General features: G+C 67.9%; 11 protein-coding genes. 5 read left to right on the top strand and 6 right to left on the bottom strand.

What is annotated here, in order from left to right:
• Nucleotides 1-96: 96 nt before the first annotated feature.
• Genes EAS64_RS19025 through EAS64_RS19015 form a run of 3 tightly spaced genes read left to right on the top strand, consistent with a single transcriptional unit; the run spans nucleotide 97 to nucleotide 5217 of the window.
• A complete protein-coding gene (locus tag EAS64_RS19025) occupies nucleotides 97-1047 on the top strand; it encodes an ABC transporter ATP-binding protein (protein WP_145854438.1) in 951 nt (316 codons plus the stop codon).
• Nucleotides 1044-2411, top strand: coding sequence for an ABC transporter permease (locus EAS64_RS19020; protein ID WP_145854436.1), 1368 nt, complete (start codon nucleotides 1044-1046; stop codon nucleotides 2409-2411). Before EAS64_RS19025 ends, EAS64_RS19020 begins: the two co-directional genes overlap by 4 nt.
• A 7-nt stretch (nucleotides 2412-2418) precedes the next feature.
• The gene (locus EAS64_RS19015; protein WP_187366004.1) at nucleotides 2419-5217 is read left to right on the top strand and encodes a bifunctional YncE family protein/alkaline phosphatase family protein; all 2799 of its coding nucleotides are present in this window, start codon (nucleotides 2419-2421) and stop codon (nucleotides 5215-5217) included.
• Between the two features lie 222 nt (nucleotides 5218-5439).
• Here EAS64_RS19015 and EAS64_RS19010 read toward each other — a convergent pair whose 3' ends face one another.
• The 5 genes from EAS64_RS19010 to EAS64_RS18990 form a co-directional block, all read right to left on the bottom strand.
• Complete coding sequence (locus EAS64_RS19010) at nucleotides 5440-6168, bottom strand: hypothetical protein (RefSeq protein WP_145854432.1); 729 nt, start codon at nucleotides 6166-6168, stop codon at nucleotides 5440-5442.
• A 111-nt stretch (nucleotides 6169-6279) separates the two neighbouring features.
• Nucleotides 6280-7005, bottom strand: coding sequence for a hypothetical protein (locus EAS64_RS19005; protein WP_145854430.1), 726 nt, complete (start codon nucleotides 7003-7005; stop codon nucleotides 6280-6282).
• 233 nt (nucleotides 7006-7238) lie between these two features.
• The gene (locus EAS64_RS19000; protein WP_145854428.1) at nucleotides 7239-10172 is read right to left on the bottom strand and encodes a vitamin B12-dependent ribonucleotide reductase; all 2934 of its coding nucleotides are present in this window, start codon (nucleotides 10170-10172) and stop codon (nucleotides 7239-7241) included.
• Between the two features lie 165 nt (nucleotides 10173-10337).
• Nucleotides 10338-10784, bottom strand: a complete 447-nt coding sequence (gene nrdR / locus EAS64_RS18995) for a transcriptional regulator NrdR (protein ID WP_145854426.1) — start codon at nucleotides 10782-10784, stop codon at nucleotides 10338-10340.
• A gap of 252 nt (nucleotides 10785-11036) precedes the next feature.
• Nucleotides 11037-11339 (bottom strand): LysM peptidoglycan-binding domain-containing protein, encoded by a 303-nt coding sequence (locus EAS64_RS18990; RefSeq protein ID WP_187366003.1) that lies wholly within the window; start codon nucleotides 11337-11339, stop codon nucleotides 11037-11039.
• 278 nt (nucleotides 11340-11617) lie between these two features.
• On the opposite strand from EAS64_RS18990, the gene lexA reads away from it, so the two are divergent.
• Nucleotides 11618-12424 carry a transcriptional repressor LexA gene (lexA, locus tag EAS64_RS18985; RefSeq protein ID WP_145854422.1) on the top strand — a complete coding sequence of 269 codons (807 nt, stop codon included), beginning with the start codon at nucleotides 11618-11620 and terminating at the stop codon, nucleotides 12422-12424.
• A 13-nt stretch (nucleotides 12425-12437) separates the two neighbouring features.
• Here the strand turns inward: lexA and leuS are convergent, their stop codons facing one another.
• Nucleotides 12438-14945 (bottom strand): leucine--tRNA ligase, encoded by a 2508-nt coding sequence (gene leuS, locus EAS64_RS18980; RefSeq protein WP_145854420.1) that lies wholly within the window; start codon nucleotides 14943-14945, stop codon nucleotides 12438-12440.
• A 337-nt stretch (nucleotides 14946-15282) separates the two neighbouring features.
• On the opposite strand from leuS, the gene EAS64_RS18975 reads away from it, so the two are divergent.
• Entirely contained in the window at nucleotides 15283-15723 is a 441-nt protein-coding gene (locus EAS64_RS18975; RefSeq protein WP_145854418.1) for a methylglyoxal synthase, read from the top strand.
• The last annotated feature ends 138 nt before the right edge of the window (nucleotides 15724-15861 follow it).

The following is a 15861-nucleotide window of genomic DNA, read 5'->3' as shown; positions in this document are numbered from 1 at the left end:
GACACGGACAGTTCTCCGCGTTTTCAATCGCGATCAACACTGTGGCCGTTTGCATCCCTGAGTGTTTCATGCGTGCTTGCTGAAGAATCTGTTGAAATGACCCAGGCCGTGCGCGGCCGGGGGATCACGAAGTACTTCGGCGACGTCATAGCACTCGATGGCGTTGACCTCGATGTCGCGGCAGGGCAGATCCACGGCCTGGTCGGGCCGAACGGCGCGGGCAAGACCACGCTGCTCGGCATCCTGCTTGGACTGGCCACCGCCGACAAGGGCACCCTCGAGGTGCTTGGACAGCCCGCCGGGCGTGCGCTGCTCGTTCCCGACGGCGTGGCCGGCTTCGTCGACGGCCCCGGTGTCTACCCTTCGCTGACCGCGCGGCGAAACCTCGCCGAACTGGCGCGACTGCGCGGCTACGGCGAGAAGGCGGAGGTCGATGACGCACTGGCCCAGGTCGGGCTCGCGGATGTCGCGAACGACAAGGTGCGCGGCTTCTCCCTTGGCATGCGGCAGCGGATTGGGCTCGCCGCCGCCCTGCTGATCAGGCCGCGGCTGCTGGTACTCGACGAGCCGTCCAACGGCCTGGACCCGTCGGGCCGCAAGCACGTGCACGAGGTGCTGCGCCGGCTCGCCGCCGACGGCGCCGCCGTGCTGCTGTCCAGCCACCAGATGGACGACGTGGAGGCGCTGTGCTCCGAGGTCACCATCGTCGCGGCGGGTCGGGTGGTCTTCGCGGGCCCGCTGAGCAAGCTGGCCGACGAAAGCCGCCCTGTCGATTACCTGCTGCGGGTCAGCGATACCGCGACCGCGCGTCAGATCGCCGCAAGCGCATCGGGCGTGACCCTCGGCCCCGTCCCAGCGAACGACGCGGACTTGATCATCATCCGTGCCAATGTCCCGGCGATCGACGCGCTGGTGCCGCAGCTGGTGAGCGCGGGGGTCGCCGTCCGCGAGCTGACCCCGGTCACCTCGCCCCTCGAGTCCGCGTTCCTCGCCCTCACCGAGCAGCAGGCTCAGCAGCAGGCCGAGCAGCAGGAGGTAAGCCGATGACCGCGACCCTAACCCCCGGCAGCGCCGCCACAGGCTCCCGGCCCGTACCGGTGGCCAACGTCTACCGCTTCGAGCTGGTCAAGCTGCTATCCCAATGGCGGATCCGGCTGTTGATCGCCGCCTGCTGGATCGTGCCCGCGGTGGGCGTCTACGCCATCTCAGGCGAGCAGACGCTGCCTGCCGACACTTTGTACGGACGCTGGCTGCACGCCACGGGGCTTGCCGCGCCCCTCGCGGCGCTCAGCTTCGCGGGCAACTGGCTGCTCCCGCTGGTGACGTCGATCATCGCGGGCGACGTGTTCTCCAGCGAGGACCGGCTCGGAACCTGGCGGCACCTGCTCGTGGCGGTCCGCTCGCCGCGGCGGATCTTCGCGGCCAAGGCGCTGGCCAGCCTCACCGTCATCGTGATCGGCTTCCCAGGTCTCGCGGTCTCGGCCACGGTCGGCGGGATCGCGGCGTCCGGCCTCCGGCCGCTGACCGGCATGGACGGCCTGCAGCTGACATCGGGCGACGCGGCGGTCCGCATCGCTCTCGTCTGGCTGTGCGCGCTGGCGCCGACGCTGGCGCTCGCCGCGATCGGGCTGCTCGGCTCCGTCGCACTTGGCCGCTCCCCCATGGGCCTGCTGATCCCCGCCGTCGTCGCGCTCGGCATGCAGCTAGTTCAGGACCTGCCGATGGACGCCGCGCTCCGCCTGGCGCTGCCCGGCTACGTGTTCCTGTCGTGGAACGGCCTGTTCGACACGCCGGAACAGCCCGGCATGGTGCTGATCGGCGTGGCGGTGAGCCTGGCCTGGGCGGCGACCGCGACCGTGGCGGCCTACCTGATCTTCATGCGGCGCGAGTTCACCTACAGCGGCCATGACGGCGCCAGCGGGCGCGCGATCACCCTGGGGGTACTGCCGCTCGCGGGCCTGTTCGCGGTCTCGGCGGCGGCGCTGGCGCTGGCGGCGCCGGGTGCGACGGGCTCGGGGATCGATGAGCAGAAGGTCCAGTCGGCGCTCGCGACGGAGTTCGCCAACCTCTACCCGGTGCAGATCGGCGAGATCTACCACCAGGCCATCAGCAAGTCACAGCTTGACGTGACGGCCGTGTGCGACAGGGGCGGCGGCCTGATCTCCCCTGAAGGGCCGGGAAACGACTGGCGCTGCACAGTCTCGTGGCATGTTCCCGACGTCAGCGACGCCACGGGGCAGGCGATCTACCAGCTCGACGTCAACCCGAACGGGCGGTTCGTCGCCGACGGCGACGGCCCAAAGGAAGTGAATGGCTACTTCCTGGTGCACGCGGCCTATGGCAACGCACCGAACCCGCTATGGCAGTTCGACGGCAATGTCGACCTGCTTGCCACTTCGACGAAGGGATAACCCTCTCGTGCAGGTAAAACGCAAACGGCGAGCCGTCGGGAAGCTCAGGCTCCCCGCCGGACGCAAGACGCGGGTTGTCATGGCCTCCTCGGCCGCGGCGCTGCTGCTCCTCACCGGGACCGGCATCGCCTACGCGTCCTCCGCCATCTTCGGCGATGGCCAGGTTGGCACTACGGTCTCCCAGGGCATGGTCGTATCGGACAACCAGATCATCAACCCCTACGGGACCCGCCTCGAGATCCCGAACGGCAAGATCATGGGCTCCGTGATCAGCCCGGACGGCACCCACATGGCGGCCACGCTGGCTGACGGCCCCTACGACATGGTCATCGTCAACCTGTCCACGATGGCCATCCAGCAGTACGTCCGCTTCGGCAGCGGCGTCGGCCAGGAGAGCCCCACCTACTCCCCCGACGGATCCTCGCTGTGGATGGGCACCAACACCGGCTACGCCAAGTACGCCGTGGCCGCCGACGGCTCCGTCGGCAGCCCGGTCGCCGTCACCCTCCCCACGGTCAACAGCGCACTGCCGCTCGTCGGCAAGGCGGTGTTCTCCGCTGACGGCTCGACCGTGTACGCGGCGGTCAACGGCCAGAACACGGTCGTCGCGATGGACGCGTCGACCGGCGCGGTCACGCAGACCTGGAACGTCGGCAACGCCCCGCGTGACCTGCTGCTCGTCGGCAGCAAGCTGTACGTGTCCGACGAGGGCGGCCGCACGGCGACCTCCGCTGACAGCACGCTCAACTCCTACGGCACCCAGGTTCCCGCGAGCCACCTCACCGGGTCCAGCACCACTGGTGCGGTGAGCGTCATCGACCTGTCGAACCCGTCGGCCACCCCGGCGAGCGTCGCGGTCGGCCTGCACCCGACGGCGCTGGCCTACGCCAACGGCGCGGTGTTCGTGGCGAACACCAACAGCGACACGGTGTCCGTCATCGACGCCAGGACCAACCATGTCGTCCAGACGATCGGCACCCAGCCGTGGCCCGAGGCCAGGGTGGGCTACGAACCGGACGCGATCACCGTGACCGGCGACCACCTGCTCGTCTCCCTCGGCGGGGCGAACGCGATCGCGGCCTACCGGTTCGACGACCCGCGCGGCTGGAACAGCCCGCGGGAAGCCGTCAACTACATCGGCCTGATCCCGACTGACTACTTCCCGGTGGAACTCGCCAGCACCGGCGGGCAGATCGTGGTCACCAACATGCGCGGCATCGACGCGCGCCGCTCCACCACGGCGGCGCACGGCACTCACGACACCACGTCCTCGCTCACCTACTTCACGATGCCGAGCGACGGCGCCATCCGGCACATGACCGACCAGGTCTTCCAGGACAACGGCTGGACCGGCGGCTCGGTCAAGTACGCGACCATGGACTCCAGGAACGTCAAGCCGGTACCAGTCCCCACCCGGATCGGCGCCCCGTCGACGATCAAGTACGTCTTCCTTGTCGTCAAGGAGAACCGGACCTACGACCAGCAGTTCGGCGACATGCCGCAGGGTAACGGCGACCCCGCCTTCACCCAGTACGGCGCGACGGTCACCCCGAACAACCACGCGCTCGCAACGCAGTTCGGCCTCTACGACAACTTCTACGACGCGGGCACCAACTCGGCCGAGGGCCACAACTGGCTCATGCAGGCCGACAACCCCGACTACACCCAGTCGCTAGCCGGCCAGTACGACCGGTCCTACGACACCGAGGACGACGCCCTGGGCCACCAGGCGTCCGGCACGCTGTGGAGCGGCGTCGAGTCGGCGAGCAAGAGCGTCCGCGACTACGGCGAGTTCCAGCAGTTCCTCACTAAGCCGGCCGCCGCGTCCTGGCAGAACCTGTACTGCGACGCGCTGACCATGGACTCGACCGGTTCCTCGACGGCCTACCCGCTGACCTCGACGTCGCCGATCCCGTCGCTGAACAACGTGTCCGACTCCCTCTTCCCCAAGTTCGACACCAGCGTGCCGGACATCTACCGGTACGAGATCTGGAAGCAGGAGTTCGACAAGAACGGCCCGTCCAACCTCAACATGTTCTGGCTCTCAAGCGACCACACCGGCGGCCCGCCCAGCCCGGCCGCCCAGGTCGCCGACAACGACCTCGCCCTCGGCAAGATCGTGGAGACCATCTCGCACAGCAAGTACTGGCCCCAGTCGGCGATCTTCGTGGTCGAGGATGACTCGCAGGCCGGCGTGGACCACGTCGACGGCCACCGCGCCCCGGTCCAGATCATCAGCCCCTGGGCCGCGCACGGCGTCGTCGACAACGCCTACTACACCCAGGTCAACATGATCCGGACCATCGAGAACATCCTCGGGATGCGCCCGATGAACCAGAAGGACTCCGCGGCGACCCCGATGTACGGCGTGTTCACCAGCACGCCGGACTACACCCCGTACACCGCGGTGAACAACCAGACCTCGCTGACCGCGGGCCTTTCCACCATGCCGACCTGTGGCCCCAACGTGCCTGGCCCGCTGCTGGGCGGACCGTCGACCAGCACAGCGGCGATCAAGGCGGCGCAGCACAACCGCGCCGCCGTACTGAAGGCCGATGCACTGGGCAAGCCGGTGATCCCGGCCGCCATGCGGACCATCGCGGCGCAGTGGGCCGCTTGGCTGAAGAAGCAGCACACGACCGGCGGCACCAACGCCACTCCCGACTACGCCAACCCGGAGCAGATGAACCGCTACGACTGGTACGTCACTTCCAATTTCACCAAGCCGTACCCGGGTGACACCAAGATCTACGCACCCAGCAAGGTTCCCGGCGTCTACCTCGCCTCGTCCGACAACGAGGGCTGACAAGAGTTAGCCGCAGGAGAGGCCCCGTCCAGGCGATCAAGCCCGGGCGGGGCCTGTTCCTGTTGCGCCGTTGCCGCACGGCCAGGTCACGGCCCTGGCCGTGCGCTATCTATCGCACTTTGCCAGCTGCTACCGCATATCCGGCGGTGTTGGCGAACGGGTCGGTCAGGCCCCTAGTCGCGATTGGCTGCGCCATTACGAAGAAGGGTAAGCATTGGGTGCCTAGCCGTGGCTGATGTCGGTCGCGCCGCTGGGAGCCACGATATGCAGCGCGGCTCCGTAACCACTGAAGTCACGGCGGCCTCCGGTGTCCCCCGTGACGTCGAACCGGAGCGGGTACTCCGGGCCGGTGGCGGCGACATAGAGCTTCGAGCCGTCCGGGTAAGCGATGACCGCTACCTGGCGGCCCGACAGCGTCCCGGTGGTCAGTGTGGCCCGCGTCATGGTCGCGTGCGCCGCCAGCTCCGCGGTGAAGAAAGCGAGCGACAGCGGGGTTGTCCCGGGCGCTTGGGCCGCGCCGACTTTGAACCACCGCCCGGCCATCATGCCTGCTGTGCTGGGTGAATTGCCCATGGCGGCCCAGCCGTCCTGGTCGGCCTTAAGGTACATGACACTGTCCCAGGTGACCGTTTGAACCACAGCGCCATTGAGGGTGAAGTTACCGATGGCGGCCGAATTGCCCGCGAAGCGCATGTCGAAGCGCTCGCTGCGCCCGTTTGCGGGGAACGTCCCCGCCATGCGGACGCTGCGGACCGAGTTGAGCGCGGCAAGAGCCGCCCGGGTCGCCTGGTCCGCTCGCATTGCCGCCACGCCATTAGCGGCCGGGGTGCTGGTGGTGGCCCGGGGCACGGTGCCGCCTGTCCCGCTGCTGCTCTGCGCGCCGCCGCAGGCGGCCACGGTGAGCATCAGCAGCGCCGCGCCAGCCCACACGCGGATCATCGAGCGGTTCATCTCATCACCTCTTGGATCGGAGCATCTGCCAGGAGCACCGCCGCAGTGCAGCCGTGATCTGTCACTCACCTGGCAAGCCCGCGTCTGCTGCTCAGACCGGGTCTGCCAGGCTCAGCCGAACAGCATCAGGTCAGCCAGGGCATCGACGCGGTCAGGGGCTAGGTCTGTGCATGCCGTGAGCTCCTCCGGGCCGGCGAGCCTGCCAAGCTCCTGCCGCACGCTGATGACCGATGCGGACTCGGCGGCTGTCATCCCCAGGCTGGAGGCCAGCACACTGCCGGGCACGTGGTTGACGTCGACCAGCCCGCCATCGTCGTACTCGTGCGGGATGTCCGGCCTGCCGATTCCCAGCTCGCGGGCGAGCGCCGGATTGCTGTCGGCAAGCTCGCGCGCCTGCTGCCTGCTGCGCAGCCGGGCCCGGGCCGTGACGAGCGCCAGCTCGCTGGCGCGCATGCCGCCGGCAGCCGGGCCCCCGGGCCGGAACGCGACGAACGCGTGCACGGCCGCCACGCCTGCCACCACGATGGCCAGGATGCCGGCCACCGCGGATATCGCGTCGTCCGGGCCGGCGACGGACATCAGGATCATCGTGACGATGACAGCCGCTAGGTACCCGGCGGCCACCGCCCAGTCGCGCGGGCGGCGCCGGGCAAGCGCGATCCGCAGGAACGGCGCGAATGAGAGCACGGAAAACGACCACACCGGCACAGAGGCCCAGGCAAGCTGCCTGAGGCGGCCCGGCAGGCCACTGCCGGGCTGCTGGCCTGATGGCGGGTCTGTCGGCGCCGGCGCGAACAGGCCCGCACCACTAGTCGGGCGCGGAGACGCTGTCGTCATGGCTGCCTCCAGGAATTAGGGGCTGAGCGCGGCCAGGCACTCACCTCTACCCTCGCCCGTTCACGGCGGGGCGCAAGGGGCCATCGGCCCGTCACGCAGCGCCGGACGTCACCGCAACTGAACGGCGCCGCGGGATGTCCGCAAAGCGTGTCCAGATAGCACTCAGGTGGGATGCAGCCCGACTAGCCACATCCCACCTGAACTGGGAAAATACCCATGAACGGTGCCTGGAACTAACTGCAGCCGCTGGTGGAACCGCACCCTTCGCAGACGTAGCAGCTGCCCGCGGGGCGCATTTTCGTGCCGCAGGTGAGGCACAGCGGCGCGTCCGCGGTCCGGCCCTGCTGGAACTCGATCAGCTCGGCGGTGGAGTGCGGGCCGCTCAGCCGGGCGGAGCCTGCCGCCGGTGTTGCCTGCGGTTCCGCGGTTGCCGCCGCCGGGGCCGCCGGGGTGGCGAGAGACTGCGGTGCGGAGCGAGACTGCTGAACCCGTTCGGTGGTGGCGGTGTTCTCTACCGCGGCGGACTGGGCCAGCTCCACCGGGTCGAGCTCCCCGCCAAGCGACGCGGGGTCCTGGCCTGCCAGTTCGGCGGCGCGCTCGGCGGCGGACTTGATGCCGAGCTCGGCGCGCTGGTCGAACGGCAGGTGGTCGAGCGCGAGGCGGCGGAAGATGTAGTCCATCACCGATGTCGCGATGCGGATGTCCGGGTCGTCGGTCATGCCGGCCGGCTCGAACCGCATGTTGGTGAACTTGGCGACGTAGGACTCAAGCGGGATGCCGTACTGGAGGCCGACGGAGATCGCCATCGAGAACGCGTCCATCACGCCCGCGAGCGTCGAGCCCTGCTTGCCGAGCTTGAGGAAGACCTCGCCCACGCCGTCGTCCGGGTAGGTGGAGGCAGTCATGTAACCCTCGGCACCGGCCACATCGAACCTGGTCACGGTCGCGGAACGGGTCTTGGGCAGGCGTCGCCTGACCGGCCGGTGCGCGTCCTGCGGCGCTTGACTTGCGACAGCCGGAACGGGTGCGGCTTCCTGTGTTTCCGGCTCGCTCTTCCTCTTGGAGACGGAGAGCGGCTGGCCGACCTTGCAGTTGTCGCGGTAGATCGCCAGCGCCTTGAGGCCGAGCCGCCAGCCCTCGAAATAGATCTGCTCCACGTCCTCGACCGTGGCGTTCTCCGGCATGTTCACGGTCTTGGAGATGGAGCCGGAAAGGAACGGCTGCACCGCGGCCATCATCCGCACGTGGCCCATCGGGGGGATCGACCGCTCGCCCATCGCGCAGTCGAACACCTCGTAATGCGCCGGCTTGAGGCCGGGTGCGTCCACCACGTGGCCATGCACGGCGATGTACTCGGTGATCGCCTCGACCTGCTCGGCCTGGTAGCCGAGGTTCTTCAGCGCACGCGGCACCGTCTGGTTGACGATCTGCATGGAGCCGCCGCCGACCAGCTTCTTGAACTTGACAAGCGCCAGGTCCGGCTCGATGCCCGTGGTGTCGCAGTCCATCATGAAGCCGATGGTGCCGGTCGGCGCGAGCAGGCTGGCCTGGGCGTTGCGGTAGCCGCTGGCCTCGCCGAGGGTGAGGCACTCCTGCCAGGTCTTGTTCGCCAGGTCGAGGATGGCCTTGTCGAAGCTCGCGGCCGGTTTCGCCGTGTCGCTGGCGTCGGCGTGCATGCGCATGACGCGGTTGTGCGCGGTCGCGTTCTTCGCGTAGCCGTCGTACGGGCCGACCACGGCGGCCATCTCGGCCGAGGTCTTGTACGCGCTCGCGGTCATCAGGCTGGTGATCGCGGCGGCGATGGCGCGGCCGCCCTCGGAGTCGTAGGCGTGGCCGGTCGCCATCAGCAGCGCGCCCAGGTTCGCGTAGCCGATGCCGAGCTGGCGGTAGGCCTTCGTGACGTCGCGGATCTTCTCCGTCGGGAACTCGCCGAAGGTGATGGAGATGTCCATCGCGATGATGATCAGCTCGCACATCTTCGCGAAGTGCGCCGCGTCGAAGGTCTCGTCGGCCTTCAGGAACTTCATCAGGTTGAGGCTGGCGAGGTTGCAGCTCGAGTTGTCGAGCGAGAGGTACTCGGAGCACGGGTTGCTCGCGGTGATGCGGCCCGTTTCCGGGTTGGTGTGCCAGTTGTTGATCGTGTCGTCGTACTGCAGGCCCGGGTCCGCGCACTCCCACGCGGCCTCGGCGATCTTGCGGAACAGCCCCTTGGCGTCGACCTTCTCGATGGTCTCGCCGGTGAGCCGCGCGTTGAGGCCGAACTCCTTGCCGTCCTCGACCGCATTCATGAACTCGTCGCTGACCCGGACCGAGTTGTTGGCGTTCTGGTACTGCACGCTGATGATGTCCGCGCCGCCGAGGTCCATGTCGAACCCGGCGTCGCGCAGGGCGCGGATCTTGTTCTCTTCCTTGGCCTTGGTCTCGATGAAGTCCGCGATGTCCGGGTGGTCCACGTCGAGCACGACCATCTTGGCCGCCCTTCGCGTGGCGCCGCCCGACTTGATGGTGCCCGCGCTGGCGTCGGCGCCGCGCATGAAGCTCACCGGGCCGCTCGCGGTGCCGCCCGAGCTGAGCAGCTCCTTGCTCGAGCGGATCCTGCTCAGGTTGACGCCCGCCCCCGAGCCGCCGCGGAAGATCAGTCCCTCTTCCTTGTACCAGTCGAGAATGGACTCGATCGTGTCATCAACGGCGAGGATGAAGCAGGCGCTGACCTGCTGGCTTGCCGCGGTGCCCACGTTGAACCAGACGGGGGAGTTAAAGCTGAAGATCTGGTGGATCAGCGCGTACTTGAGCTCGTGGTCGAAGATCTCCGCGTCGGCGTCGGTGGCGAAATAGCCGTTGCTCCTGCCCGTCTGCGTGTACATATTCGTCACGCGGTCGACGAGCTGCTTGAGCGACCACTCGCGCTGCGGCGTGCCCACCGCGCCGCGGAAGTACTTGGTGGTCACGATGTTGCCCGCGTTGACCGACCAGAATTCGGGGAATTCCACGCCGTACTGCTCGAAATTGACCGAGCCGTCACGCCAGTTGGTCATCACGACATCGCGGCGCTCCCAGGTCACCTGGTCGTAGGGGTGCACGCCCGCCGTCGTGTTGATGCGCCGGATCTTCAGGCCCTTGCCGCGCTTGCCCTTGCGCGCCGTGGGTCCGCTGACCGTTTCCGTCATAACTCCCTTTCCCCCTTGCTCATGGATCCACGCCGGATCCCCTGCTCAGCACCGTCCCTTGGGTGGCCCGCCTAGTGCGGGCTTGCCTTGCACCGCCTGCCTTGGGCGGCCCGCCGCCGCAACCGTCACGGTCACCGCGGCTCATCCCTGCGCTGCTCCCGCCGGCTAATGCCGGTTGCGCAGCTCGGATATCGCCTTCTCGAAGTCATCGAGCGACTCGAAGCCGCGGTACACCGAGGCGAACCTGAGGTAGGCGACCTCGTCAAGGTCGCGCAGCGGCCCAAGAATGGCGAGACCCACCTCGTGCGAGGGGACCTCCGCCAGTCCGCGCGCCCTGATCGTCTCCTCGACCCGCTGGGCGAGCATAGCGAGCTGGTCCTCATCGACCGGCCTGCCCTGGCAGGCCCGCTGCACCCCGCGAATGATCTTGTCCCGGGTGAACGGCTCGGTCACCCCACTTCGCTTGGCCACCATCAAGATGACCGACTCCTGCGTGGTGAACCGCCGCCCGCATTCGGGGCAGGAGCGCCGCCGGCGTATCGCGGTGCCATCCTCGGCAACCCGGCTGTCGATAACCCGGCTGTCCGGATGGCGGCAGAACGGACAGTACACGCGATCACCTCCCACCGCTCCGTGCCGGTTCATACCGATTGTGAATATCCACAACACCTTGAAGAACAACATCGGTGTAACTACTAGATGTTGTGGTCAACGGTAGTCCAGAGCGCACCGCTAGGCAAGCCGAGACGGCCATCGAAGCCAAAAACCCAGGCAGGCGGCCAGGCCTTCGGAGCACACGCCGGCGTGTCGCGTCCAGGCGGGCCGATTGCATGACCCGAAGGCCCGGGCGGACGGCGCGGCGGGTCAGCCGCGGGGCACCCAGAGCACCTCACCGGGCCGCACCTGATACCCGGTCAGCGAGTTGAGCTGCTGGATCTGCTGGATGACCACCCGGGTGTCCGCGTTGGGATCGTAGGCCTCAGCCACCGACCACAGGCTTTCCCCCGCGGAGATGGTCACCTTGGCCAGGTACTTGTCCACAGAGCCCGGCTTGTCGTGCGTGGCCTGCGCCGCTGTCGCAAGCGTCACCGACAACACGCCGATGGCCAGGGCCGATACCCCGGTCGCGACGACGCGGCCGCGCCGGGTGAGCCGGAGCGGCGCCATTCGAACCGCTCTCCCCGCCCCCGCTTCACGCTGATGCCGCAGCGTCGCGATTGATCCATCGCTCACCATCGCCACCATGTCCGCCTCCATCACCAAACGTTCATTCGATAGTACACCCGTTCGATCGACATACAGTTCGATCGAACACGCCGCTTGCCATCTTTGTACCTCGAGGGTCCGTCAATCAAGAGACACGTCGAACAGATGTTTGGTGAATTCAGAAAGTAGGGCTAGGCTCGTATCCGTAAGCGACGACCTAGAAATCGGAGGTTCATCCGATGGATGACACCGCAGGCGGCGGCGGTCCCGAAATTGCGGACGTACCGATCCGCCCGAAGGGCAGGCCCGGCCGCAAGCCGAAGGGAAGCGTCCCCGTGGTGATTCCAGAGACGCCGGACAAGCCGGATCCCGACCACGTTCTCACCTGGCGGCAGCGCAAGGTCCTGCAAGTGATCAGGGACTCGGTGCAGAAGCGCGGCTACCCGCCGTCGATGCGCGAGATCGGCGAGGCCGTGGGCCTGACCAGCACGTCAAGCGTTTCGTACCAGCTCTCGACGCTGCAGCGGAAGGGCTACCTGCACCGCGACGTCGGCCGTCCGCGCACGGTTGAGGTCCGGCTGCCCGGTCACCCCGCCGTCCGTCCCGAGCAGGCCGCGAACGGCGTCTCCGACGCCGAGCTGTCCGCCATCGGCATGGACATCGCGTCGCAGGAAGCCACCTACGTGCCGCTCGTCGGCCGGATCGCGGCCGGCGTGCCCGTCACGGCCGAACAGATGGTCGAGGACATCTTCCCGCTGCCCAGGCAGCTCGTCGGCGAGGGCAGCCTGTTCATGCTCAAGGTCGCAGGCGATTCGATGATCAACGCGGCCATCGCGGACGGCGACTGGGTGGTCATCCGCCAGCAGGAGGACGCGGAGAACGGCGAGATCGTCGCGGCCATGATCGACGGCGAGGCCACCGTGAAGACGCTCAAGCAGAGCGACGGTCACGTGTGGCTGATCCCGCACAACCCGGCGTTCACGCCGATCCTCGGCGACGACGCCTCCATCCTCGGAAAAGTAGTCGCCGTCCTGCGCCGCGTATGACCGCGCGTGCGGGTCAGGCGGCGACGATGTTCACCAGCTTCGGCGGGCGGACAACGACCCGCTTGACCTCTTGGCCGGCCAGTGCGCGCGTCACCCCGGTTGCGGCCATCGCCAGGTCATGCAGCTCGGCCTCGGTGATGTCCGGAGACACCTCCAGCCGGTCGCGGACCTTGCCGTTCACCTGAACCACGCAGGTGACCGTCTCCTGAACCAGGAGAGCCGGGTCCGCGGCCGGCCAGGCTGCCCTGGCCACCGAAGGAATGCCCGACGGTCCGACGGGACCGCCTAGCGCCTCCCAGCACTCTTCGGCCGTGTACGGGGCGAACAGCGACAGCGAGACGGCCAGCGCCTCCGCGGCTTCGCGCACCGCCGGATCGGCAGCGCCCGGACCTGAGTCGATCGCCTTGCGGGTCGCGCTGACCAGCTCCATCAGCCGCGCCACCGCCACGTTCAGGTGATAGTTCTCCACCTGACGGGTGACCTCGTCGACCATCTTGTGCGTGACGCGGCGCAGGCCTGCGTCGCCCGCCGCGAAGTCGCGGTTCCCCGGTCCCGCCGCGGCGACGTCCGCGGCGATCCGCCAGACCCGTCCCAGGAACTTGACCATCGCATCCGGGTTCACGTCCGCCCAGTCGATGTCGTCCTGCGGCGGCGAGGCGAAGATCATCGTCAGCCTGATGGCATCGACTCCGAAGCGGTCGATCTGCTCGCCCAGGTTGACGCCGTTGCCGAGCGACTTGGACATCGCCTTGCCCTGGTTGATCACCTGGCCCTGGTTGATCAGCCTGACAAACGGCTCGCCGAAGTCGATCAGCCCCAGGTCCTGCAGCACCTTGGTAAAAAACCGTGCGTACAGCAGGTGCAGGATCGCGTGCTCGACACCGCCGACGTACAGGTCGACCGGCGCCCACTGGTTGACGTCCTCACTGCGGAACGGCCCGCCGTCGTAACGGGGCGAGCAGTACCTGAACTGGTACCACGACGAGTCGACGAACGTGTCCATGGTGTCGGTGTCCCGGCGGGCGGCGCCACCGCACTTGGGGCACTCCACGTTCACCCAGTCGGAGGCCGCGGCCAGCGGTGAGACGCCCTTGGGCGCCAGGTCCGCGCCGCGCAGGTAGGGCAGCTCGACCGGCAGCTGGTCCTCGGGAACCGGCACCTCGCCGCAGGACGGGCAGTGGATGATCGGGATCGGCGTGCCCCAGAAGCGCTGCCTGGACAGCAGCCAGTCGCGCAGCCGGTAGTTCACCGCGGCCTTGCCCAGGCCCTTGTCGTCCAGGACCTCGATGATCCTGGCGATGGCCGCCTTCTTGCCCAGGCCGTCCAGCGGCCCGGAGTTCACCAGAGTCCCGTCGCCGGGCGTCGCGGTCCCGCTGACCGCCGGGTCCGCCTGGTCCGTGGCCACGACGACCCGCACGGGCAGGCCGAACTTGCGCGCGAAGTCCAGGTCACGCTGGTCGTGCGCGGGAACCGCCATGATCGCGCCGGTGCCGTAGTCGGGCAGCACGTAGTCCGCCGCCCACATCGGGATCAGCTCGCCGTTCACCGGGTTGATTGCGTGCACGCCCAGGAAGACGCCGGTCTTCTCCCGGTCGGTCGACTGGCGCTCGATGTCGGTCAGCTTGCGCACCTGTGCCAGGTACGCCTCGAACTCGGCCCGCTGGCCCTCGGCGCACAGCTCGGACGCCAGCGCCGAGTCCGCGGCCACCACCATGAACGTGGCGCCGAACAGCGTGTCCGGGCGTGTCGTGTAGACGGTAACCGGCTCGTCCCGGCCCTCGACGGCGAAGTCGACCTCCGCCCCGGTGGAGCGGCCGATCCAGTTCCGCTGCATGGTCAGCACGCGGTCCGGCCAGTTGCCCTCCAGCTCAGCGGCGTCCGCCAGCAGCCGGTCGGCGTACTCGGTGATCTTGAAGTACCACTGGGTCAGCACCCGGCGGACGACCTCGGTGCCGCACCGCTCGCACCGGCCGTTGACCACCTGCTCGTTGGCCAGCACGGTCTGGTCCTTGGGGCACCAGTTGACGTAACCGCCTTTGCGGTAGGCCAGCCCGCGCTCGTAGAAGCGCAGGAACAGCCACTGGTTCCACCGGTAGTACTCGGGATCGCAGGTCGCCAGGCGCCGCGACCAGTCGAAGGAGGTCGCGTACCGGCGGAACGACGCCGCCTGCGTCTCGATGTTCTTGTAGGTCCAGTCGGACGGATGGGTGCCGTTCCTGATCGCCGCGTTCTCCGCGGGCAGGCCGAACGCGTCCCACCCGATCGGGTGCAGCACGTTCTTTCCGCGCAGGAACCAGTACCTGGCCATCGCGTCGCCGATCGCATACGCCTCGGCGTGCCCCATGTGGAGGTCGCCCGACGGGTACGGGAACATGTCGACCAGGTAGAACCGCTCACGCGGGTCATCGGGATCGTCGCTGGCGCGGAACGGTTCGGTCTCCGCCCAGCGCGCCTGCCACTTGTCCTGGAAGTCGCGCGGATCGTACGCTTTCGCCTCGTCGGCTCTCTCGGCCGCAGTCATCGTGTCCTCACCCATCGATCGGTCCGGCTGGGAATCCTCGCGCTGGCGACGCGCTGCCTGCCCCAGCACGTGTTCGCCAGCAAGAAGTGCTTGCTCAAAAGCAAAAACCGCCCCCCGAGCACACGAGGAGCGGCCGCGCCGACGGCAGTCATTCCGGCCTTGATACCGGACTGCCTCTAATGCCGGCGCGGCTAGCTAAGGAGCAGCCGGACAGGACGCATGCCTAAGGTTACCGCATCCGCCCCGGTCGCGTCGCAGGCGGTATCACCACGCTACGTACACGATCCGATAACGCCGGCGTGGCAGTCCTGCAACATTCGGGTGTCACCCTGAGGGCATGACCGACACGACCTCACCCGAACCGAAGCGCATCGCCTTGGTCGCCCATGACCACAGGAAAGGCGACCTGCTCGAGTGGGCCGAATATAACCGGGACATTCTCGCCGATCACATCCTGTATGCGACGGGGACGACGGGCAGGCTGCTCGGGGAGAGCCTCGACCTTCCTGTCACCTGCTTCCAGAGCGGACCGCTCGGCGGCGACCAGCAGATCGGCGCGCTCATCGCCTCCGGCCGTCTGGACATGCTCATCTTCTTCTGGGACCCGATGAGCCCGCAGCCGCACGACTCCGACGTCAAGGCCCTGGTCCGCATCGCGGTGGTGTGGAACATCCCGATCGCCTGCAACCGCAACAGTGCCGATTACCTCATCACCTCGCCACTGCTCGGCCGGACGGGCGGCCTGGCCCACGAACCGCTTGTCGGCAGCCTCGGCTAGCGGCCGGGCGCAATACCGCCGGAAATCGCCGCTAATCGCGATTCCGATTAATGATCTTCGCGCCCCGCATTCATCAGAATTCGCGGCAAATGCCTACGTTACGGACGTGCTCTTGACCATGCTCACCCTGTGTTAATA

It is taken from the genome of Trebonia kvetii (assembly GCF_007827045.1).
In the GTDB taxonomy this organism is placed as follows: Bacteria; Actinomycetota; Actinomycetes; order Streptosporangiales; family Streptosporangiaceae; genus Trebonia; species Trebonia kvetii.
Note: the sequence above shows the minus strand (reverse complement) of the source record. Positions and strands in the feature narration are given on the sequence as shown.